The organism is Bradyrhizobium sp. USDA 3262, assembly GCF_054060035.1.
On sequence record NZ_JBSSCT010000001.1, the window covers coordinates 4,242,581 to 4,265,614 of the forward strand.

At 62.1% G+C, this 23,034-nt stretch carries 16 protein-coding genes; 12 read left to right on the forward strand and 4 right to left on the reverse strand.

The window, feature by feature from the left end; all coding sequences use genetic code 11:
* The first annotated feature begins 9 nt into the window (after positions 1-9).
* The 11 genes from ACVWYP_RS19410 (at position 10) to ACVWYP_RS19460 (ending at position 17,709) form a co-directional block, all read left to right on the forward strand.
* Positions 10-2,196, forward strand: coding sequence for a bi-domain-containing oxidoreductase (locus ACVWYP_RS19410; protein WP_304499434.1), 2,187 nt, complete (start codon positions 10-12; stop codon positions 2,194-2,196).
* Positions 2,193-4,181 (forward strand): heparinase II/III family protein, encoded by a 1,989-nt coding sequence (locus tag ACVWYP_RS19415; RefSeq protein ID WP_304499435.1) that lies wholly within the window; start codon positions 2,193-2,195, stop codon positions 4,179-4,181. The genes ACVWYP_RS19410 and ACVWYP_RS19415 overlap by 4 nt, the downstream gene beginning before the upstream one ends.
* The gene (locus tag ACVWYP_RS19420; protein WP_304499436.1) at positions 4,178-5,332 is read left to right on the forward strand and encodes a glycosyltransferase; all 1,155 of its coding nucleotides are present in this window, start codon (positions 4,178-4,180) and stop codon (positions 5,330-5,332) included. Before ACVWYP_RS19415 ends, ACVWYP_RS19420 begins: the two co-directional genes overlap by 4 nt.
* A 146-nt stretch (positions 5,333-5,478) precedes the next feature.
* A complete protein-coding gene (locus ACVWYP_RS19425; protein ID WP_304499437.1) occupies positions 5,479-5,673 on the forward strand; it encodes a hypothetical protein in 195 nt (64 codons plus the stop codon).
* 329 nt (positions 5,674-6,002) lie between these two features.
* Positions 6,003-7,274, forward strand: a complete 1,272-nt coding sequence (locus ACVWYP_RS19430) for a calcium-binding protein (protein WP_304499438.1) — start codon at positions 6,003-6,005, stop codon at positions 7,272-7,274.
* A 552-nt stretch (positions 7,275-7,826) separates the two neighbouring features.
* Positions 7,827-8,441, forward strand: a complete 615-nt coding sequence (locus tag ACVWYP_RS19435) for a class I SAM-dependent methyltransferase (protein ID WP_212055416.1) — start codon at positions 7,827-7,829, stop codon at positions 8,439-8,441.
* A 196-nt stretch (positions 8,442-8,637) separates the two neighbouring features.
* Positions 8,638-10,875, forward strand: coding sequence for a peptidase domain-containing ABC transporter (locus ACVWYP_RS19440; protein WP_038387938.1), 2,238 nt, complete (start codon positions 8,638-8,640; stop codon positions 10,873-10,875).
* Positions 10,865-12,211 carry an HlyD family type I secretion periplasmic adaptor subunit gene (locus ACVWYP_RS19445; protein WP_026192529.1) on the forward strand — a complete coding sequence of 449 codons (1,347 nt, stop codon included), beginning with the start codon at positions 10,865-10,867 and terminating at the stop codon, positions 12,209-12,211. Before ACVWYP_RS19440 ends, ACVWYP_RS19445 begins: the two co-directional genes overlap by 11 nt.
* Positions 12,211-14,244 carry an SEL1-like repeat protein gene (locus ACVWYP_RS19450; protein ID WP_439711197.1) on the forward strand — a complete coding sequence of 678 codons (2,034 nt, stop codon included), beginning with the start codon at positions 12,211-12,213 and terminating at the stop codon, positions 14,242-14,244. The genes ACVWYP_RS19445 and ACVWYP_RS19450 overlap by 1 nt, the downstream gene beginning before the upstream one ends.
* Positions 14,245-14,562: 318 nt before the next feature.
* Positions 14,563-16,773 carry a glycosyltransferase WbsX family protein gene (locus tag ACVWYP_RS19455; protein ID WP_038387935.1) on the forward strand — a complete coding sequence of 737 codons (2,211 nt, stop codon included), beginning with the start codon at positions 14,563-14,565 and terminating at the stop codon, positions 16,771-16,773.
* Between the two features lie 12 nt (positions 16,774-16,785).
* Positions 16,786-17,709, forward strand: a complete 924-nt coding sequence (locus ACVWYP_RS19460; RefSeq protein WP_304499441.1) for a glycosyltransferase family 2 protein — start codon at positions 16,786-16,788, stop codon at positions 17,707-17,709.
* A 93-nt stretch (positions 17,710-17,802) separates the two neighbouring features.
* On the opposite strand, the gene ACVWYP_RS19465 is transcribed toward ACVWYP_RS19460, so the two are convergent.
* The gene (locus ACVWYP_RS19465; RefSeq protein WP_304499442.1) at positions 17,803-18,963 is read right to left on the reverse strand and encodes a glycoside hydrolase family 71/99 protein; all 1,161 of its coding nucleotides are present in this window, start codon (positions 18,961-18,963) and stop codon (positions 17,803-17,805) included.
* 169 nt (positions 18,964-19,132) lie between these two features.
* On the opposite strand from ACVWYP_RS19465, the gene ACVWYP_RS19470 reads away from it, so the two are divergent.
* Complete coding sequence (locus ACVWYP_RS19470) at positions 19,133-20,101, forward strand: hypothetical protein (RefSeq protein ID WP_304499443.1); 969 nt, start codon at positions 19,133-19,135, stop codon at positions 20,099-20,101.
* 102 nt (positions 20,102-20,203) lie between these two features.
* Here the strand turns inward: ACVWYP_RS19470 and ACVWYP_RS19475 are convergent, their stop codons facing one another.
* From ACVWYP_RS19475 to rfbA, 3 genes are all read right to left on the reverse strand, one after another.
* Positions 20,204-20,752, reverse strand: a complete 549-nt coding sequence (locus ACVWYP_RS19475) for a hypothetical protein (RefSeq protein WP_304499444.1) — start codon at positions 20,750-20,752, stop codon at positions 20,204-20,206.
* Between the two features lie 276 nt (positions 20,753-21,028).
* On the reverse strand, positions 21,029-22,096 hold the full coding sequence (rfbB, locus tag ACVWYP_RS19480) for a dTDP-glucose 4,6-dehydratase (RefSeq protein WP_304499445.1): 1,068 nt from the start codon (positions 22,094-22,096) through the stop codon (positions 21,029-21,031).
* Positions 22,086-22,997: a glucose-1-phosphate thymidylyltransferase RfbA gene (gene rfbA, locus ACVWYP_RS19485; protein ID WP_028345286.1), complete on the reverse strand. Its 912-nt coding sequence runs from the start codon at positions 22,995-22,997 to the stop codon at positions 22,086-22,088. The genes rfbB and rfbA overlap by 11 nt, the downstream gene beginning before the upstream one ends.
* Positions 22,998-23,034: the final 37 nt, after the last annotated feature.

A 23,034-nucleotide genomic window follows, 5' to 3' on the forward strand; every position in this document is an offset into this window, starting at 1 on the left:
TGACCGACCGTGAAGCAGATCGCGCAGAACTATAAGAGCGGCGAGCTCAAGCTGATCGATGTGCCGGCGCCGCGCTGCCGCCCCGGCGGGGTTTTGGTGCGCACGGCGTTTTCGGCGGTGTCGACCGGCACCGAGATGATGAAGTTCACCGAAGGCCGCCTGTCGCTGCTCGGCAAGGCGCGCGCGCGACCCGACCAGGTTGCCAAGGTGATAGGCTCGGTCCGTCAGCAGGGGTTGCTCGCGACCTATCAGAAGGTGATGAACCGCCTCGATTCGTACACGCCGCTCGGCTACTCGCTGTCGGGTACCGTCGTGGAGGTCGGCGAGGGCGTCGGTGGCTTCTCGGTCGGACAGCGCGTCTGCTGCGGCGGCAATCAATATGCAACCCATGCTGAATATAATTGGGTGCCGGTGAACCTCTGCGTGCCGCTGCCGGACAGCGCTGCGCTGGACCAGGCCGCATTCACCACGATCGCCTCGATCGCGCTGCAGGCGATGCGCCAGTCGGAAATCCGTTTCGGCGAGACCGCCTGCGTGATCGGCCTTGGCCTGATCGGGCAGATCATGGTGCGGCTGCTGCGCAGCGCCGGTGTCGTGGTCGTCGGGCTCGACAGGCTGGAGGCGCGCTGTCGGCAGGCCGAGGCTGCGGGCGCCGCGGTCTGTGCCGTCGCATCGGATGATGCTGCGGCCGAATTCCGCGCCCGGATCGACCAGCTGACCGCAGGCAACGGCGTCGATTGCGTGTTCATCACCGCAGGCAGCGACGATCCCGATCTCGCATCGCGTTCGGCGGCACTGCTGCGCGACCGCGGACGCATTGTCGATATCGGCAAATGCACGCTGAACCTGCCGTGGAACGAATTCTACGACAAGGAGCTCGACGTGCGCTTCTCGCGCTCCTACGGCCCCGGCCGCTACGATCCGCTCTATGAGGAGGGCGGCATCGATTATCCGATCGGTCATGTGCGCTGGACCGAGAAGCGCAATATGGAAGCGATCGTCGCGCTGCTCGCCGACGGGCGGCTCGATTTCTCCTCGCTGATTTCCGAAATGGTGCCGCTGGAGCAGGCGACGTCGGCGTTCGAGCGCATGAGCCGAGGCGAGGTCGGTCTCGGCATGGTGTTCGCCTATCCGGACGCCGCTCCGCGCGCGATGCAGATGATCTATCGTCCGGCGGTTGCCCTGCGCAGCGGCCGGGTGCGGCTCGGCGTCATCGGCGCCGGAAGTTATGCCTCCAGCATGCTGTTGCCGCAGCTTGCGAGTAACCAGCGCGTCGATCTCGTCGAGGTCGCCACCAATACTGGCCTGAGCGGCGCCACTGCGGTCCGCAAGTTCGGCTTCGCGCGTGCCTCGACGGATGCGGCCTCGGTGCTCGGCGCCGACGACATCGATGCCGTGCTGATCGCAACGCGCCATGCCTCCCATACCGACCTCGCGACGCAGGCGCTGCGCGCCGACAAGGCGGTGTTTGTCGAAAAGCCCTTGGCGATCGATACAGACTCGCTCGATCGATTGGAGCAGGTGATCCGGGAAACCGGCAACAACCGGCTGATGGTCGGCTTCAACCGCCGCTTTTCGCCGCTGCTGCAGGGCATGCGCGCGGCGTTCGCGCCGGCAGGACCGCAGACCCTGCAATATCGCGTCATCGCCGGGCCGCTGGAGAAATCCTCCTGGTATCTGCAGGCCGAGAGCGAAGGCAGCCGCTTCGTCGGCGAGGGCGGCCATTTCATCGATGTGTTGTGCTGGTGGCTCGGCGCCGGGCCGGTGCGTGTCTCCGCGAGCATGGCGGGCAAGGACGTCGACAATCTCATCGCCACCTTCGATTTTTCCGACGGTTCGGTCGCGAGCCTCAGCTATCTCACCGGCGGCGATCCGCGGGTGCCGAAGGAAGCGCTCGAGATATCGGCAAGCACGGGCTTTGCCGCCTTCGACAATTTCTCGGGCTTCGAGGTCTGGCACGCCGGACAGCGCACGGCCAAGACAGCGCGGCTCGACAAGGGCCAGCGGCCGATGCTGGATGCCTTCGTCGCGGCGGTCGCATCGGGAGCTGCGATGCCGATTGCGCTCGACTCGCTGCTGGCGACCACGCGCGCGACGCTTGCCGTGCAGGAAAGCGCGGCCGCCGGGATGCCGATCGATCTGACGGCCGGCGCAGCGGAGCAGGGCGTCGCGCGCGCCTCGACCGCGTTGAGATGAATCCGGCCTGGTATCTGCGCAGGCTGCAGCGCATGGAGCCGTCCGAGCTTGCGGGACGGGTGAACGACCAGGTGCTGCATTTGCTCTGGCGGATCACTCCGCCCGATATCGCACGGCGCGCCAGCGCCAGGCTAGCTCCCGGCCCGGGGCGGCCGCGCCTGAAGCCGCTGCCTTTGCCCGCCCACGCTCCGCAACAGGCCGCCGAACGGTTGATCCAGAGCGCCGACCGGATTCTCGCCGGGCAGTGGCGGATTTTCGCCAGGGATCATGGGGCCCTCGGCGAACGGCCCGACTGGTTCGTCGATATCAGAAGCGGCAAGCGGGCGCCGGCCGGCATGCACGCATTCGCGGTTCCCTATCGTGACGAAACCGCGGTCGGAAACATCAAATACATCTGGGAGCCATCGCGTCACCACCATCTTACGGTGCTCGCGGCCGCGTATTACCTGACCTCCGACGAGCGCTACGCGAGGCGCGCGGCCGAGCATCTGGTGAGCTGGTGGCGCGAAAATCCGTTCCCGCGCGGCCCGCACTGGATCAGCGGCATCGAGCTTGGCGTGCGGCTGATCTCATGGGCCTGGGTACGCCAGCTGCTGCAGAACTGGCCCGAGGCTGCTGCGCTGTTCGAAAACAACGATCTTTTCCTGACGCAGCTCTATGCGCATCAATACTGGCTGTCGCAGTTCCCAAGCCGTGGCTCCTCGGCCAACAACCACCTTATCGCGGAGGCTGCCGGGCAGTTCGTGGCGGCTTGCGTGTTTCCGTTCTTCCAGGACAGTGCGCGATGGCGTGAGCAATCGGCCGGTACCCTGGCACACGAAGCCGTTGCGCAGACGCTTGCCTGCGGCAGCAACAGCGAGCTCGCGACCGACTATCATGGTTTTGTGCTCGAACTGCTGCTGGCGGCGGCGGTGCAGGGCCAGTCGTCCGGACATCCGCTTGGCGATGCGGTCTGGACCACGATGTGCCGCATGAGCGACGTCATTGCCGCGATGCTGGACGATCGCGGTCATCCACCGCGGCAGGGCGACGGTGACGACGGCATCGGCCTGCTGCTCGACGATCACGCCGGCAATCGCTGGCTCGGTTTGCTCGCCACCGGCGCGCGCCTGTTCGGCGATCTGCCATGGTGGCCCAAATCGCCGGAGCCCGATCTGCGCAGCTTTGTGCTCACCGACGGCATCGAGGCCCGTGCGATCGCTGGGCGGCCCAAGCGCCGCCCGCATTTGCTTGAAGGGGCGGGACAGGCCTTTCTGATCGATTCCGGCAGCGCGGTGTGGTGCCGTTGTGACCACGGCCCGCATGGCTTCGGCCGCATTGCCGCCCACGCCCATGCGGACGCGCTGTCGCTCGAATGCAGGATCGGCGGTGTGGAGATCTTCGCCGACCCCGGCACCTATTGCTACCATGGCGATCCGCGATGGCGGGCCTACTTCCGCTCCACGCTGGCGCACAACACGCTCTGCCTGTCCGCGCGCGACCAGTCGGTGTCGGGCGGGCCGTTTCTCTGGACACGGCATGCGCAGAGCCGGCTTGTCGCAGCAAGCGGCCTGGACGATCGCGATGCGGATGCGAGCTGGGTCGCGGAGCATTCGGGATATCGGGACGAAGCAGGTGTCGTGCATCGCCGCTCGGTGCAATTGCAGCGTCAGGCGGCACGGCTCATCGTCACCGATACCGTGCTTGCCAATGAAGGGCTTGCGGTGCCGGCGAGCCTCAGCTGGCATCTCGGTCCCGACGTCGAATGCAGGCTCGAGGGGCATAGGGCGCAGCTCGCATGGCCGGGCGGGCGCGGCGAGCTCGATCTGCCGGCGGCACTCAGCTGGATGCCGTATCGGGGTGACGAGACCATGCCGGCCGGCTGGTATTCGCCGTCCTTCGATCTCAAGGTGCCGGCGACGACCCTGATCGGCTCCGGTACGCTCACGGGCGGCCAAAACCTGGTGACCGAGCTGCGCTGGTTCTCAGACCCGGCCCGATCATGAAGATCCTGGTCGCTCACAACAGGTACCAGGGACGCGGCGGCGAGGACGTCGTGTTTGAAGCGGAAGTCGACCTGCTGCGCGCCGCAGGACACAGCGTTGAAATGCTCACGGTCAGCAACGCGGCGATCAGTTCGCTCCCCGCGCGCATCACGACCACGCTGTCGATCGCCGATAATGCGGAGGGAAAGCGGGTCGTGGCGGAGGCGATCGACCGCTTTCGCCCCGACGTCGTGCACGTCCACAATTTCTTCCCGCTGCTGTCGCCCGCGGTGTTCGATCTCTGCCGGCAAAAGCGCGTGCCCGCGGTGGTGACGCTGCACAATTATCGCACCATCTGCACCGGCGGAATGCTGCTGCGCGACGGCCGCATCTGCCACAAGTGCCTAGACCGTGGACATCTCTGGGGCGTCGTGCACCGCTGCTACCGCGGATCGCTTCCGGGCTCGATGGCTTCGGCCTACATGATCGCGCAGCACCAGCGCCGCGGCACCTGGACGCGTCCCGGGCTGCGCCTGATCGCGCTGACGCAGTTTGCCAAAACCCTGTTCACGCAGGCCGGCTTCGACGCAGACCGGATCGACGTGAAACCGAACTTCATGGCCGATCCGGGGGCCCCGGACCCGTCCACACCGCGCAGCGGGCTGCTCTATGTTGGACGGCTGAGCCGCGAGAAGGGCGTCGGCGTGCTGCTCGAGGCCGTTGCCGGGACCGGCATGCCCTTGCGGATCGTGGGCGAGGGGCCCGAGCGCGTCGCGCTCGAGGCTCGGGCGCCCGGCAATGTCGCGTTCCTGGGCGGGCTCTCGCGCGGTGAGGTGCTTCGGGAAATGGCGAATGCCCAGGCATTGGTGGTGCCGTCGCTATGGTACGAGGGATTTCCGATGGTCGTGGTCGAGGCCTTCGCGCGAGGCGCGCCGGTGATTGCCTCCGAGATCGGCGGACTTGCCGAGGCGGTGAGCGCCGGCAAGACCGGCGCGCTGGTGCCGCCGGGCGACGCGGCCGCGCTCCGAAAGCGGATCGGTGAGGTGCTCGGCGCCGCCGAACTGACCGCTGCATGGGGACGGGCCGCACGGGCCGCCTATCTCGAGCGCTACGCGCCGGACGAGAACCGCCGGCTGCTCGAGGCCATCTACGCGCGCGCCGCCGGTGGATGATCGCCGCTGGCCGGCGCGGCCCGCGATCGGGCCTCGTCCCGCCGGTTCCACGGCGGCATCGCTAACATATTGCGGCAAAACTGGTGTTAATTTGTTACAGTGCGGTGTCCGGTCGGCGTCGCGCCAGGTTTTGATCGTGCGGTCGAATGGCGCTGATTCTGCGGGTGATTCCATGGATCTCGCTGGATCGAGCCCGCAAACTGCGGCCAGGCGGCGTTATAACACTGGCCGGTGGGGCGCCAGCTGCGAAGTTTGACGCTTTTTTGCAAAACGTCTCACGCGATGCAGAAATATTTTTTTCAGATCAGAAAATCCCGTCGAAGCGCTCACAGCGTCAGTGAAATTCAGCGCGCCCGCGATATCCTGGGCTCCCGTGAAACCCCGTATAATCACTACCCTTTTTTGCGCCGCGGCTAACATTGGCGATTGGTCTGCGCTGAATGTTATAGCGCATCCGAAGTGGCGCTAAGTCTCACATAAACCTCGTGGAACCCAGTGTTAACAGCACATTGCTGATTGACACTCCGACTTGGTGGACTTAACAATGGACTTAACAAGTTCGTAACCTGGGTCCACATTTGGGTTGCATCGCAACAAACCAGTTGTGAATCAACAACTTAAGTGTGGGCGAGCGGCTTGAATCCTCGTATCCCAAGCAGGGGCTACATCGATGGCGACTTACAATCTAGACCAGACGGACCTCAAAGCGGCGATCAACTCAACGATCGATCACTCGACCCAGCAACAGATTCTTGACTATCTGATCAACGCGGGGATCGGATACACCAGCCCGGATAACGGCGCGACGATTCCGGTGCAGGAGGGGTCTGGGATCACCAACCCGGATCCGAACGCCAATGTTCTGATCGAAACCAACCCCGTTAACACTGTCAACACCGACGCCAACCTGAAGGCGATCATCGAGGCGACCAATCAGGACGTCACGCTGACGGTGAACGGCAGCACCCCGGTGCTGGTCGCGACCGGCGACGGCAACGATCAGGTGTTCGTCAACAATACCGGCGACACGACGGTTCTCACCGGCTCCGGCAACGACACGATCTTCGGCGGTGCCGGTCACGACTCGATCAATGCGGGCTCCGGCAACGACGTGCTGGTCGACAACGCCTCGGGTCACAGCACGCTGGATGGCGGCTGGGGCAACGATCTGCTGTTCGGCTCCGGTGCCGACACCCTGAACGGTGGCGCCGGCAACGACACGATTTACGGCGGCAGCTCGTCGCAGCTGAGCGGCGGCAACGGCAACGACGTGCTGGCGTCCGGCAGCACCGCCGGCAATTCGAGCACGCTGGATGGCGGCAAGGGCAACGATGCGCTGTACGCTGGTGCGGGCAACGACAGCCTGGACGGCGGCGCCGGCAACGACTCGCTGTATGGCGGTTCCGGTGTCGACACGCTGTACGGCGGCAACGGCAACGATCTCCTTGTCGGCGGTGCTCAGACTGCTTCCGAGTTCGGCGGCAACGGCAAGGACGTGCTCTACTCGGGCAGCGATGCGTCGCACGCGACCTCGCTCGATGGCGGTAACGGCAACGACTCGCTCTATGGCGGTGCCGGCAACGACACGCTGTATGGCGGTTCCGGCAACGATACGCTGGTCGCCGGCTCCGGCACGCAGACACTGATCGGCGGCGACGGCAAGGACTCGTTCGTCGGCTCCGAGACCGGTACGGCCTCGATGGTTGGCGGCTCCGGTCAGGACTACTTCTACCTGAACAACGCCACCAGCAGCGACACCATCGATGGCGGTGGCGGCAACAAGGACTCCCTGACCTTCCTGGATCACGCTTCGACCGACGTGAGCGACATCAGCTCTGGATCGAACGGTTCTCTGGACATCACCTTCAGCAATGGTCAGGTGACCCAGATCAGCAACATCGAATACCTGATCTTCAACGATGGTAACTCGACCAAGCTGTAAGATCCTAGGTCTGCACTAAGCGAAGGCGCCGCCCCAACCGAGGTTGAGGCGGCGCTTTTTTCTTTGATCGATTGCTTGGCCTGTCTGTCTGGCGTGCGGCGTTCCGAGGTGCTGGTGCGGTCAAACGCGGTCGAGGTGCGTGGTGAGAAGAAAGCCGGGTGGGCCGATTGGATTGACCTTGATCGTCGGCATGGCCCGTCAGGATGGGTGATTGGATGATCGACTGCCGTGACGCACCTGCCATGAGGTCGACGGCTCGCATCAAGGGGAGGCGCATGCGCACATCCCGATTGGAACTCTGTCGACCGATTCGCGTCAAATGCATCAACTCATCACAAGTTCCGCCTCGGGCATTTCCGACAAGGGATGTTAGAAGTTAGTCCGTCACATTCGGACCACGTAGCTTTTGTAAAGCCGTGCCGCTCGCTTGACACGACGGAGCTCTGGCCGATCGCTATCCGCGGCCCCGGCGCCTTTGGTCAAGACGAACGATCGCTGCAGAACTCAGCCGCTTAACGAACCCGCGGAGCTCTCGAATTGGCCACGAAGAAAATGCTGAATGCCGGCGCTGGATCGACGGTTACCAAGCGCATCCAGCCGCTCCTGACATCGCATGAATGGGACGAGATTCGATTAGACGTCGACAGCGGCGTGAATCCCGACGTCGTCGGGTCGATTACCGATCTTGCCCGATTGTTCCCGGCGGCCTCGTTCGATGCGATCTGGTGTTCTCATGTCATGGAGCATCTCTATGCCCATGAGGTTCACCCCACATTCGTCCAGTTCCGCGAAGTGCTCAAACCGGACGGCTTCGCACTGATCATGTCGCCAGACCTCGAGGCGGTCGCTCAGCACATGTTGACGCGCGGCCTCGGTGCGATCGCTTACGTCTCGCCGGCAGGTCCGATCCGGCCATTGGACATGATCTACGGGCATTCCGGCGCGATCGAGCAGGGGCGCCACCACATGGCGCACAAGACCGGCTTTTCGACCGAGCGGATGGGCAACCTGCTGCTCAGCGCCGGTTTCCCGACGGTGTCGGTTCGGAGCGGGAATTTCGAGATCTGCGCATTGGCGCTCATGCCGGAGGCCAGGGATGAGCGGATCAGGCCGCAGCTGGAGGCCTGCGGATTCGACTTCCAGGAGACGGTGACCGCCGACTCGTGATTTGTCGATGTTAAACAATGTTATAAGGTTCCCTGGTTAAGTCGCACGAGAACGCGCTCGAAACTGGCTTCGCGGCCTGCCGTGATGCATATCTTTTTCGGGTGACGCGCTGAAAATGCTGCGTTAGCGAACTAACAGTGATAAGTTATATCTCGCTGGAGACCGGACCTTGCGCAGTCGAAACTTCGAGGCATCCATGACCAAACACCTCTCGCTCGTCGGCGCACCTTCGGTGGAGGCACTGCCACCTTCGGGTCTCGCTTGTCTCGTCATCGTGGCCAGACAGCATGGTTTGCATCTGACCCCGTCCCAGCTGATCCACGACAACCTCCTGGGCGACCAGGAAGTCACGCTGGCCGAGCTTTTGAAGTGCGCGAATTCCTCGGGCATGACGGCAAAGGCCGTCACGCTGGACTGGAAGGGCCTGAGCCATCTCAAGAGGGCGCTGCCGGCCATCGTTCGGCTGCGCGACGGCAGCCACATGGTGCTGCTGCGCCTCGAAGGCGATGAAAACAGCTCCCGGGTGGTCCTGCAGGATCCGAATGCCGGCGAGGACGCGCTGCTCGTCATCGATCAACCGCGCTTTGAGGACATCTGGTCGGGCGACGTCGTCATGGCCAAGCGCGACTATGAGATTTCGGACGAGACGCAGCCGTTCAGCTTCGGCTTTGTCGTTGCCCTGGTGTTCCGCGAACGGCGCATCATGCGCGACGTCGCGATCGCGGCGCTGGTCCTGGGCTTCATGGGGCTGGCACCGATCATGTTCTGGAGGCTGCTCTCGGACAAGGTCATTTTCTACAAGGCGTACAATACGTTCTACGTGCTGTGCGTTGCGATGCTGGTGATCATCCTGTTCGAGACGGCGTTCTCGTTCCTGCGGCAATACCTCGTTCAGAGCTTGACGGCACGCCTCGATGTCAAACTCTCGACCTACGTGTTCGAAAAGGTGCTCAATCTGCCGATCGATTATTTCGAGCAGAATCCCGTCGGCCTGATTTCCCGGGACATCCGCGAGGTGTTCCGGATTCGCGGCTTCCTGACCGGGCAATTGTTCGGGACGGTTCTCGATTCGACGACGCTGATCTTCTTCCTGCCCGTCATGTTCTTCTTCAGCCCGATCATGACGCTGATGGTCCTGGGCTTTGCCGCAATGATCGTGGTCTGGCTCATCCTGATGCTGCCCGTGTACCGGAGGAGCTCCTCGGCGGTTCTTGCCGCCGAAGGCGCGCAGGGGGCGTTCCTGATCCAGAGCCTGAACGGCATGAGGACCATCAAATCGCTGGCGCTCGACACGCGCCAGCGGCACATGTGGGATGTGCTCGTTGCGCGCGCCGCCAAGGCGCGTCTTGCCGAAGGCATGACCGGAAACATGATCCAGACGCTGGTCCGTCCGCTGGAACGGTTGGCGGTCAGCGCTCCCTATGCACTCGGCGTCTACCTCGCCGTATCGAGCGGCGATCCGGTCTATGTCGGGGCGCTGTTTGCCTTTCTGATGCTGTCGCAGCGTGTTGCCGGCCCGCTGATGAAGATGGCCCAACTCATCAACCAGTATGACGAGGCGCGCACCGCGGTCACCATCGTCGGCAATCTGGTGAATCAGCTGCCGGAGGAGGGACGCTCCGGCCATGGCGTGCGGGTTCCGCTGAAGGGCCTGATCGAGTTCTCCGGCGTCACGTTCAAGTACAAGGGCGCGGTGTCGCCGGCGCTGAACAATATCTCATTCGAGATTCCGCTCGGCACGACGCTCGGCGTGATGGGCAAGAGCGGCTCGGGCAAGACCACGATCACGCGGCTGTTGCAGCGCCTGCACTCCGACTATGGCGGGTTGATCAAGGTCGACGGTATCGATGTTCGGGAATACGATGTCGACCATCTGCGGCGCAACGTCGGCGTCGTGCTGCAGGAGAACTTCCTGTTCAGCGGCACGATCCGCGAGAATATTGCCGCGGCAAAGCCGGACGCGACTTTCGACGACGTCGTCAGGGCGGCGCGATTGGCCGGCGCCGAGGAATTCATCGACAAGCTGCCGCGGGGTTACGAGACCTATGTCTACGAGGGCTCAACCAACCTCTCCGGCGGGCAGCGTCAGCGCCTCGCGATCGCGCGCGCGCTGATCGTCAATCCGCCCATCCTGATCCTGGACGAAGCGACCAGCGCGCTCGATGCGGAGAGCGAGACGATCGTGAATGCGAACATTTCGCGGATCGCGCACGGCCGCACGCTGATCATCATCTCGCATCGGCTGTCGTCGCTGACGAAGGCCGACGCGATCCTCGTGCTCAATCGCGGCGTGGTCAACGATATCGGTCGCCACGAGGAACTTCTGGAGCGCAACGACATCTACAGCTCGCTCTGGTACCAGCAGAACACGCATCTCGTTCCGACGGGCCGCAACGATAAGCCTAACTTCAGGAGTCCGACCCTTGTCTCCTAATCAAGCTTCGCTCGCGACCGTTCGCCAGTTCCAGTCCGAAACCGACGCCATCCGCGAGGCGCCCGAGCCGATGTTGGCACGTGCGACGCTGTTCGTGCTGTCGGCGCTGCTGGTATCCATCGTGGCGATCATGTGCCTGACGCGCCTCGATCGGGTGATCACCAGCGTCCGCGGCAAGATCGTTCCGGTCGATCAGATCAACGTGCTGCAGGCCCTTGACCCGTCGATCATCAAGACGATCGATGTTCGGGAAGGCGAGCAGGTCGATACGGGACAATTGCTCGCGACCCTCGACTCGACCTTCACCGCGGCCGATGTCACCCAGTACAAGCTGCAGATCGCGAGCCTCGATGCGCAGGTTGCGCGTGACGAGGCCGAATTGTCCGGAAAGCCGCTGTCGTATGGCAACGCCAAGGATCCGGATGCCGCCAGGTACAACGCCTTGCAGAAGGCGCTCTACGACCAGCGCGTCGCCCAGTACAGCGCGCAGGTGACGAGTTACGATTCCAAGATCAGCCAGACCGAAGCGACGATCTCGAAGGCGAAGAAGGACGACGAGCGGTATGGTCAACGCGCCGAGATCGCCGGCAAGATCGAGGACATGCGCTCGACCCTTGCCGAAAGCGGCAGCGGGTCCAAGCTGAACCTGTATCTGTCGCAGGATACGCGCCTGGAGTTGCTGCGTCAGATCGACAACACGCACAACACGCTGCTGGAAGCGCAACACCAGCTCGACTCGCTGAGGGCCGATCGCAAGGCCTTCATCGAGCAGTGGAACGCGCAGCTGAGCCAGGATCTGGTCACGACGCGCAACAATTTGGATACGGCCCGGGCAGCCTACGACAAGGCCATCAAGCATCAGGACTTGGTCCGATGGACGGCTGCCGAGCCGTCGGTCGTCCTCACCCTTGCCAAGCTCTCGGTCGGATCCGTGCTGAAGCCGGGCGATCCCTTCATCACGCTGATGCCGCTCAAGACGCGGCTGGAGGCGGAGATCCAGGTGCTGTCCCGCGACGTCGGCTTTATCCGGCCGAATGACCCCTGCACGTTGAAGGTCGATGCCTTCAACGCTGCGGAGCACGGCACGGCGGCGGGCAAGATACGCTGGATCAGCGAAGGCGCCTTCACCACTGACGACGACGGAAAGCCCGTCGATGCCTACTACAAGGCGCGATGCTCGGTCGACCAGAGCAACTTCACCAATGTTCCGAACAATTTCCGCCTCATCCCGGGCATGACGCTGCAGGGCGACGTCAATGTCGGCACCCGTTCGGTGGCGATGTATCTGCTCAGTGACATGCTGCGTGGCATGACGGAAGCGATGCGCGAGCCATGATGGAGTCGACGAGATCCCTGCTCGAGTTGTTCCGGCCCGACTCCTCCCGTTCAGACTCAAAGCAGTTTGAACGGGGACTGGAGGCTTACGAGAACGGGCGATACCTTGAAGCCCTGCGCTTTTGGCGGCTTGCCTCGCGGGCGGGCAACCCCGAGGCGGATTACCGGATCGGGCTGCTCTATGCGAGGAACGAGGGCGTCATCGGCAGCATTCCGGACGCGGTCGTGTGGTATGAACGCGCCGCGCTGAAAGGACATCTGGATGCGCAATTCCAGCTTGGCCTGATCTACCTCAACGGGGTCAAGGCGACGCTCGGTCCGAACAGGCCCGAGATGTGGCGGCAATCCACGGCCGCCCGTCTCGGCGACAAGGCGATCAACCTCCACGATCTGGTCTTCCCGAACGGGATGGGCGTGGCCAAGGACGTCGATGCCGCATTCCTCTGGATGTCGGTGGCGGCGGAAGCCGGCAAGGCGGAGGCGCAATCGATTCTTGGCAACATGTACGCCAACGGGCAAGGATGCGAGCGGGATCACGCTGCAGCCCTGCGCTGGTATCAGGCCGCGGCCGAGCAGAAAGCGGCGTCCGGCGAATTCGCACTCGGCGATGTGTATTATCAGGGCCGCGGCGTTCCCGTCGATTTCGCGCAGGCCGCAATCTGGTATCACAAGGCCGCCGAGCAGGGACATGTTCGCGCACAGGTTGCGCTGGCTTTCATGTGCCTCAAGGGTACCGGGCTTCCCGAAAATGTCGAAGAGGCCGCACGGCTGTTCCAGAGTGCCGCTGCGCATGACGATACGATCGCGCTCTACAACATTGCGCTGTTGCGATTGAGCGGCAAGGGTGCTGTCAAGGATCTCGACAGGGCCGAGACCGCATTGCGCAAGGCGGCGCGGAAGGACTACCTGCCGGCGATCCAGGCGCTGGCCGAGTTCTATGCGCTCGGGACTGCCGCCGAGCCGGATCTGCGCGAGGCGGCGTATTGGTACGAGAAGGCGGCCGAGCGCGGCGATACGCAGGCGCAGTTCCTGACCGGACGCTTCTATGCCACCGGCACCGGCGTTCCGCCTAGCATTCGCCAGGCTGCGAAATGGTTCGAGCGTGCGGCGGAGGGCGGCCACGCCACCGCGGCCCACAACATTGCGGTGTTCTATCTCAACGGCAGGGGCGTGGCGCGCGATGTCGCGACTGCGATCAAGTGGTTCGAGCGCGCATCCGAGGGAGGCATCAGCGCCGCCGGCGTGCAGCTCGGTCGGCTCTACTCGGCGGGCAACGGCGTGCCGCGCGATCAAGCGCGCGCCGCGGAGTGGCTCAGCAAGGCGGCCAACGGCGGCGATGCCGACGCGAAGACGGCCTATGCGATGTTTCTTATCCAGGACGAGCCGTCCGCGGAGCGTCTTGCGCAAGCACGTGCGCTGCTGACCGACGCTGCCGAGGCGGGCCATCCGGCTGCGGCATTTCAGTTGGGCGGGCTTCACATGGGCAGATCCGGCGGCGCCGTCGATGTTCCGGCCGCAGCCCAATGGTTCAAGCGTGCGGCAAGCGCCGGCCACGTCGAAGCCCAGCACACTTTGGCGCTGCTTTATTCCGATCCCAAGAGCGGCCTCAAGGATCCGCAGGCCGCCGCCGGCTGGATCGTCAAGGCCGCGGACGGCGGCAACGCCGCGGCGCAGTTCAAGCTTGCGGTGATGTATTGCACCGGGCAGGGTGTCGAGCAGGACCTGGCCAAGGGCGTCACGTGGTACGAGGCGGCGGCGCGCCAGGGCCACACGACGGCGCAATACAACCTTGCCGTGATGCTCGGCCGGGGACAGGGGCGCGATGCCGATGCAGCGAAGGCGGCCGAATGGTTCGAGGCCGCGGCGAAGCAGGGCATGGTCGAAGCCCAACTCGCGATTGGCGATGCACTGCGCGCCGGCGACGGCGTCGCGCAGGACCGCGATCAGGCGTTGCACTGGTATCGACAAGCGGCACAGCAGAACAACGAAGGCGCGCGACGTCGTCTGCAGGCAATGGGCGAGAATGTTGGCTGAGATGGAGGCGGGCTTCGCACGCGGCCGCAGACGCTGAGCGGCGGCTTTGTTTTTAGGCGCGAAGGCAACGAAGCAGGCAGCTTCGCGCGACAATCTGGGCAGAACTAACGGTGGCTTTCATATCGACGACAGAGAGATTGCGTTAATGTGGACGTCGCCAACAAATACTCATTGTGGTTGTGTGAAGTTGACTGATAAGCATCAGGTCACGATCCGGGGCAGGTTCGAACGGCAACGCGATCTCGGGATATCGATCTTCCGCACGGCTGAGAAAGAAACTGGAACCAACGTTAGACGTTGGTAGGAGCTTGAGAAGCGATGAACAAGATGGTGGAACGGAGCGTCAGGGATACGAAGGATATGTTGCCCGTTGCCAGTCCGGTTCAGCAGGACGATCAATCGCAGAGCGTATTCCTGGATCCCGATGTCGGCGATCTCCAGTCGGGACCGAGGCTGCGTGGTGCGATCCTCGAGCACTCCGGGCGAGTGATCTCCGGCTGGATTGTGGATGCGCAGTCGCCTGCTTCGACCGTTGCGATATCGCTTTTCGTTGCTTCCCACTGTGTCGAAGAGGGACGGACGGGCCGGTCCGTGCCGGCCAGCGTCGGTCCGCACACTGTGATCGGGCGTCCCGGATTTCGCATCAACCTATCCACGCCGGGCGTGCGCCGTCGTCTGGCGCGCGCCCTGAAGAATACGCTGCTGGAACGCAAGCCTGTGCAGATCTACCTGCGCATCAGCCTGAACGACGGCGAATACTACGAAATACCGCTGTTCGAGAAACTCGAGTCGAACGAGGTGGTCGTCGCGCTCGGCTTCTCGACCGACGATTACGACGATCTGCTGTTTCCGAACAACGACAAGAAACTGGTTGCCGCCATGGCAGGCGCCGCCTCCGTGAAGGAGGTGCGCTACGTCTGCTTCTACCTGCCGCAATTCCATTCATTCGCGGAGAACGACCGTTGGTGGGGCCCTGGCTTTACCGAATGGACCAACGTCTCCCAGATGCGTCCGCAGTTTCCAACGCACCAGTCTCCGTGGTTGCCCGCGGATCTCGGCTTCTATGACATGAGATTGGTCGAGACCCGCCAGCAACAGGCAGACCTGGCTCGCCGTTACGGCGTTCACGGCTTTTGCTATTACGCCTACTGGTTTCAGGGGCGAAGATTGCTGGAGCGGCCGCTGAGGCTTTTGCTGGAGGACGGAGAGCCGAACATCCCGTTCTGCATCTGTTGGGCGAACGAAAACTGGTCACGGCGATGGGATGGTTCTGATACCGAGCTCCTTCTCGGCCAAAACCACTCCCTCGAGGATGATGTCCGCTTCATTGACGATATGGCCGATATCCTCCTGGATGATCGCTACATCACCGTTGACGGTCGCAAGATCCTTCTCATCTACCGTCCCTCGCTGATCCCGGACAAGGAACGCCTGTTCCAGACCTGGCGTGTGCGTGCAAGGCAACTCGGCATCGGCGAGCTGCTGATTTGCAATGCGATGACTTTCGGCGAGTTCGATCCACGAGAATTCCATTGCGATGCCGCCGTGGAATTCCCGCCCCATACCGTCAATGCGCGGGAGCTGAGCCGAGCGGAGGTCGAGACGCCGACGGAGTTCTCCGGCAAGCTCTACGACTATCTCGAAGCCATGCGCTCGACGCTCGGCAAGGTCTATGAGTTTCCGTTCTTTCCAACCGTGATGCCGCGCTGGGACAACACGCCGCGCAAGGGCTCGCGTGGGCATGTGTTCGTCAGATCAAGCCCCGAGGCGTTCGAAGTCTGGCTTCGTGAGGCAACCGAGCGGGCTCGCCGGAGTTCTTTCGAACAGCCGATCGTCTTCATCAATTCGTGGAACGAATGGGCCGAGGGAGCCCATCTGGAGCCGGACTCGCGTTTCGGCCGTGCCTATCTCGATGTCGTCAGACGTGTGTCTGCCGGCGAGTCGATCTCGGCAGAACTGCGCTCGAACTCCGCGCTGCTGGACTGCTTGAGCAGATCGGAGCTCGAGCAGACGATCAAGAGTGCTGCAGTTCATGTCGAAGTCCTCGCCAATTTGCAGCGCAATGAAGTCGCGCTCACCGGATTCCAGAGCATTCGCGAAGGCTTGCCGGTCGAAATTGAGGGAGCCATCGCAAGTCCGGATGGCTCCATGTTTGTGATCGAGAATATCAATTCGCAAACCGAGGAGCGCGTGGTGGTGGACCCGCGCTACAGAGTGCTGGTCCGAGGGTGGGTGTTTGCCAAGGATGGCTTCGAGCCCCTGAGAAACCGCATCTCGTTTCTGGTGTTGTCTCCGGAAGGAGAGACGAACGCCGGCAAAAGCGGGTACTGCCTCGTCATCGATTGGCACGAGCGAATGGATGTCACGGAGTATATGAAGGCGACCGCGCGCGAGTGCTGCTTCGGCTTCGAGGTCAGCTTCATGCTCAAGGGACTGCCGGACGGAGAGTACAGGCTTTCGATGCTTGAGGTTGGCGAAGGAGAAAACCTGCTGGTTGGATCAAGCCATTCCCTGGTCGTTCGGCATTGAGTTGAGAGTCCTATGTTAGCCAGCGTGGTGATTGCTTGTTACAAGCACGAGGCCTATCTCGAGCATTGTCTCGAGACGGTCTTCGACCAGACCTATCCCAAACTTGAGCTGATCATTGTCGACGACAATTCGCCGGACAACAGCTTCCAACTGGCCGAAAGGCTTCTGAAGCGGAAGTCGTTCGCAAAGCGTTTTGCATCATGCAAACTGCTCAAGAATCCCACCAACATGGGAGCTCACTTTACCTGGAATCGCGCGCTGTCGCTTGCAAAGGGCGACATGCTCTTCCTGCTCAACTCGGACGACGCGTTTTCGAAAGAGCGGGTCGAGACATTTGTCGGCCGCCATGGCGCTGAAAAGCTGTTCTTCGGCTTCTCCGCGATTGAACCAATCGACGGGAACGGGAAATCCATCAAGAGCTTTCAGTTTCCGGCGCGTCTCAGATACGCAACGAGCCAGGCGGTAAGCGCCGATCGTCCGCTGTCGTGGTCCTTCCTGGAGTCGCAGATCGCCGCCTCGACGGGAAATTTTGTGTTGAGCGCCGAACTGTTGCGGCAGGCCGGGTGGTTCGCGGACCTCAAATATTGTCACGATTGGGAATTCGCGCTGCGCGCGATCACGATCGTCGAACCAAAATACGTGGAATCCGATCAGTACATGTATCGATTGCATGCAACCAACAGCTTCCGCGGACTAAGTTCGGTGGCCGAAAGCGAAACGCGGGCTTGCATGCACAGCTATTCGCTGCGCGCGATGACGTCCAAGCCACCGAACGGGACCTGTCTCAGTCCGCTCAACATGGGGGAGGCGTTCTACAAGCTGATCAGGAACTACCCGAACTTCCGCTTCTGGATGCGGCAGCTTTACGCACCTTATCTTGCCGAGCACAGGACCGTGGAGCTGAACCAATGGACCGTCCCGGCTGAATGGCGTTAGCACAACGCGGCTGACGCCATCACGCGCCAAGTCACGGCTGACGCCAGGTCGGAGCTGAAGAAGCGCGCGGGCGCCAGCCTCAGGGCGTCAGAGCTAGCAAAGGTTTGGCCTTTGCTTGGATTGCGGGTCTTTCAGGACCTTGCGCAAGGCCTCCAGGCGCTCGGTCTTGCAGGGCAAGGTGGGGACAAGCCATCCGCCTTCGTCGTTTTCGTTCCAGGCATAAATCAGGATCGCAGGAGACTTCATCTCACCCGGCTGAGCAGCCCTCCATTCGATCGAGCGATGTAGGTGATCCGACAGCTCTGCCCCGGTCGGCGCAATGAAGAAGTTTTCCATTCCGACGCCGGGGCGCTGCTTGGCTTCCCAAGGCACTGGGCGTTCGATGCGTGGACGGCGATCCCAACCGGTCATCACGGTGGGGATGACGGGAAGCCGGCTCTTGGCCAGTTCATTCCAGTCTCGCTCCGCGCCGCGCGTGAGGTCTGCGTAGGAACCGCGGACACTCCCGTATACTCCGGCATAGGAACTGACCGCGTCGGCAGTCAGGAAAGCGCCCTGTTCATTGAGCAGTTTCTTGTCACCGGTGAGCACCAGGTACGGATCTCCGTGTCCTGCGGCTTTTACACGCGCTCTGAATTGCTCGATCTGGGCTCGAAGGTTCTCGAACCCACCCCATCGTTTTTCAACGTCGGCAATATGTATGAAGCCGAGAAAATACAGCGGTCTTCCGCCCGCTACTTTCAGGTAGTTGTTGTCGCCCATGAGTTTGACGTGTTCGTCAATCAGCGGGCTGACCTTGTCGTGGGAGCCCCATCGAGGGAACTCGGTAAAGATGCAGTACGAAATCTCATTCTTGATCGGGCTTTCCCTGAAGATTTTCAGAGCCCTCGACATCGGATCGGCGGAGCCGTAGGCGACAAACGCCCAGTAGTCGATGCCTGCGAAAACGGCCTGCTTGATTTCCTTGTCGATCGTCTGTTGCGTGATCTCCGGAAAGGCAATCTCACTGCGGCTCTTTCCAGTGGTCTCCTTCGCAAAGAATGGAACCCGCCAATGGTACTGCTGCGGAGAGAGCGATGTTTCAACCGCCTTCGTTGGCGTTGATCCGGGCGCATACCAGGCGTCCCACCGTAGCGCGCCCACCAGAGGCCGGTCGGTGCGCGTAGCCACTTGCTGGGCGGCCAGGGCGCGCTCAACCGTATAGCTAAGGGCTCCAGCTGAGCCCAGGGCCAGAAACAATCGTCGTGTCAGCATCTTCGAGCGCTCGCCGTTGTTTTCCCAAACATCCTGTTGATTCTCTTCAAAAACGCCCTAATGATCCACTGACAGTGCGGCTAATGATTGGCCAAACTTTTTCTGCGCGATGAGCTTAGATTGGCTAAAACCAGTCGATGTTGATTGCAACGCACAGGGACCGTGTTTGATGCAGCTGGTTGCATGGGAAAATGAATCTACTGCGATTTGCGATCGCATCCGGAGCAGCCGTGGAGCGCTCAAGATCGTTCTCAAGACCAAGGATGATCCGTTTTTCCTTGCGGATTGGGTGGACCATCACAGGAAAATCGTCGGCGATGCGAACCTGATCATTTTTGACAACGGATCTTCCGACAGCAAGGTCTTGTCGGTTTACGAAGAGCTGGGGCCGGACTTGCTGATCGCGAGTTTCGGCGGATTTCACAACAATCTGCACAATCCCAAAAACTTCGAGGAGCTTTACGCCAGCCTGTCGGCTTCTTCCGATTTCCATTGCTTCCTGGATACGGACGAGTTTCTGGCGTTCTATGATGGCGAGCGCTTCACGAGCGACGCTTCAATATTGCGTCACCTGAGCGACAAGGACGGTGGTGCGTTTATCCCGTCGACTTGGCTGTACAACGCGCCTTCCTATCGCGACAGAATGTTGTGCGGCACCGATTTGGGCACGCTCCGGAATGGCCTCACCTGGGGCAAGCCGTTGATCCGATCGGCTGCAGCGCCTTTCTCGGGAGAGGTGAATCACAACTGCCAAATCGCCAAGGGAAAGAAGCCTCCCGCGCCGTTGTTTGGATTTTTCCTGCTGCATATGGCGACCTTGTCGCCCGCGCAGCGGATCCGCGCCAATCTAAACAAGCTGATTGCCCGCGGATTCATGCAGCGCGGGGACTCCCTTGAGAAAGTATTGGAGCGGGATATATCGCGGGCGACAGAGAACGAGAAGCTGTACGTGACCGAGATCAAGCGGATGCTCTCTCTTCGAGAAGATCGCGGTCCCGAGACGGCTCCCTTGGGAACCGGGTCGATGCGAATTGATCAGTCGGGCAAAGTTGAATTTGCGTCGCCCACCGAGGAGCGCGTCTTTGCCGAGTTCGCCGCATCCTTTGACGCGCTATGCGCGCAAACACTGCCTTCTTGAGGTGGGATCTGCCCGCTTCGCCGGGGCATTGCCGCCTTTAACGCCCAGGCGGCAAGCCATGGTGCAACGTCGCCTTTGACGGCTATCGGGAGAGCTCGCCGGTCAGGACGGCTCTCCGCTGAACGACTGAAGGATGGCTTGGGCAGCCTCTCTTTTCGCAAGCGGCATGAAGAACGACATATCGCCGGCCGTCGCGATTTCGCGAGCGATCTCTCTGACGCAGTGATAGGCGGGGCGAGAGCTGAAGTCGTGCATGCCGATGATTGCAGACGGGCCGCAGTGCAGGACGATCTGAGCGAAGCATGCGACCCTGAAACGACCGTCGACGAGATAAAGATCAGCATCGGCGCTTTGTGGCGTTTCCCAGATGGTCGAGTGATAGTCCGGCCAACGCGGCTTTGTTGATGGGTCGACCGGGAAACCCCAATCGCCGGTCCGTCCGATGTCGATGAACGTCAAATGAGGCTTCGTACGAGCTGAGGCGCACGCACGATCCACCTGATCCAGCCAGTCCTGTGAGGAATCGATCGACAATATCGAGTTCGTGACGTGCTTTGATGCGATGACCGTACTTCCGCCTGTGCCGAATTCGACGTAATCGCGGCTGTTTCTCACAAACGACAAGAACAGTTCCGCTTCTTCCCGCGACATTCTTGGTAGCAATTGACGTCTCCTCGTTGTTCGCAGCCCCTGGGACAGTTTCTCCTCACCGGGGGCATTGGACGTGTCTGGTGCCAGCACGTCTTTGCATATTCAGGCCGCGTTGCAGTTCATCAACGCCAGGTCATCAACGCTAGGTCATGATCGCCAAGTCATGATCGTCGAGGCTTGCGTCCTTGCACCCGATCGGCCGGACATCTTCCGGCCGAGGGATATTCCGCAAGTCCCACGATGATCGGCGCTGCCACCGTCGCTGATGATCCGCGACTACTGGTTCAGGCCGACGCGCTCGACCTTGTAGCCGCCCTCCAGGATGGAACGCCACCAGGGTTGCTCCTCGACATACCAGCGCACGGTCTTGGCGATGCCGGTCTCGAAATTCTCCTCGGCGCGCCAGCCGAGCTCGGTTTCGAGCTTGGTGGCGTCGATGGCGTAGCGGCGGTCGTGGCCGGGCCGGTCGGCGACGAAATTGATCAGCTGGCGGCGCGGGCCTGCTGCGGCCGGCACGACCTCGTCGAGCAGGTCGCAGATGCTCTCGACCACGTGCAGGTTGGTGCGCTCGTTGCGGCCGCCGACATTGTAGGTCTCGCCGACCTCGCCGCGCTCCAGCACCAGCGTCAGTGCCTTGGCGTGATCCTCGACGAACAGCCAGTCGCGGATGTTCTTGCCGTCGCCATAGACCGGCAGGGGCTCGCCGGCGAGCCCCTTGATGATCATGTGCGGGATCAGCTTTTCCGGGAAGTGATAGGGGCCGTAATTGTTGGAGCAGTTGGTCACCAGGGTCGGCAGCTCGTAGGTCTCGCGCCAGGCCCGCACCAAATGATCGGACGATGCCTTGCTGGCCGAATAGGGCGAGTTCGGCGCATACGCCGTGGTCTCGGTGAACAGCCCTTCGTCGCCGAGCGAACCGAACACCTCGTCGGTCGAGATATGCAGGAAGCGGAACCGGTCGCGCTTCTCGGGCGAGAGCGAACGCCAGTGACGCAGCGTCTCCTGCAGGATCGTGAAGGTGCCGACGATGTTGGTCTGGATGAATTCGCCGGGGCCGTCGATCGAGCGGTCGACATGGCTTTCCGCGGCAAGGTTCATCACCGCATCGGGCTGATATTTCTCGAACAGCCGGCGCAGGTTCTGTGCCTCGCAGATGCAGGCCTTCTCGAAGGTGTAGTTCAGGCTTTCGGCGGCACGGGGCAGGGAGGCCAGGTTTGCCGCGTAGGTCAGCTTGTCGATGTTGACGACGCGGGCGTGGGTGTCGCGCAGCAAGTGGCGGACCACGGCGGAGCCGATGAAGCCGGCGCCGCCGGTGACGAAAATCGTCGATCCCTTAAACCGCATGTTTGAATACCTCCGCCGCGCGCGGCTCGCCGTGGAATGAGCGGTAGACCGACAGCAGGTACTCGCCGTAGCTGCTCTTGGCGGTCTTCTGTGCCACCCTCGCGAAGGCTTCGAGCGAGATGTAGCCCTGGCGCAGCGCGATCTCCTCGGGGCAGGCGATGCGCAGGCCCTGACGCTGCTCCAGAATCTGGACGAAGTGACTGGCTTCGACCAGCGAGGAATGGGTGCCGGTGTCGAGCCAGGCAAAGCCGCGGCCGAGCACCTCGACATAGAGGTCGCCGCGCTCGAGATAGGCCTTGTTGACGTCGGTGATCTCGATCTCGCCGCGCGGCGATGGCCTGATGCCGGCCGCGATGTCGACCACATCATTGTCGTAGAAGTAGAGGCCGGTGACCGCGACGTTGGACTTCGGCCGCTTCGGCTTCTCTTCGATCGACAATGCCCGTCCGGTGCCGTCCAGCTCGATCACGCCGTACTGCTCCGGCGCGTTCACGACGTAGCCGAACACGGTGGCGCCCTTCTTGCGGATCGAGGCGGCGGACAGCATGCTCGGCAGGCCGTGGCCGTAGAAAATGTTATCCCCTAACACAAGGGCAACAGAGTCATCGCCGATGAAGTCGCGTCCGACGATGAAGGCGTCGGCAAGACCCCGCGGGGTCTCCTGCGTCGCATAGGCGAACCGGACACCCATCTCGCTGCCGTCGCCGAGCAAGCGCTGGAACAGCGGCTTGTCCTGCGGCGTGGAAATGATCAGGATATCGCGGATTCCGCCCAGCATCAGCGTCGACAGCGGATAGTAGATCATCGGCTTGTCGAAGACGGGCAGCAGTTGCTTGGAGACGACTGTCGTCACCGGATAGAGGCGCGAGCCGGTGCCACCGGCAAGGATAATGCCTTTCATGGTCCCTCACAATTTGACTATCAGAACATAACATATA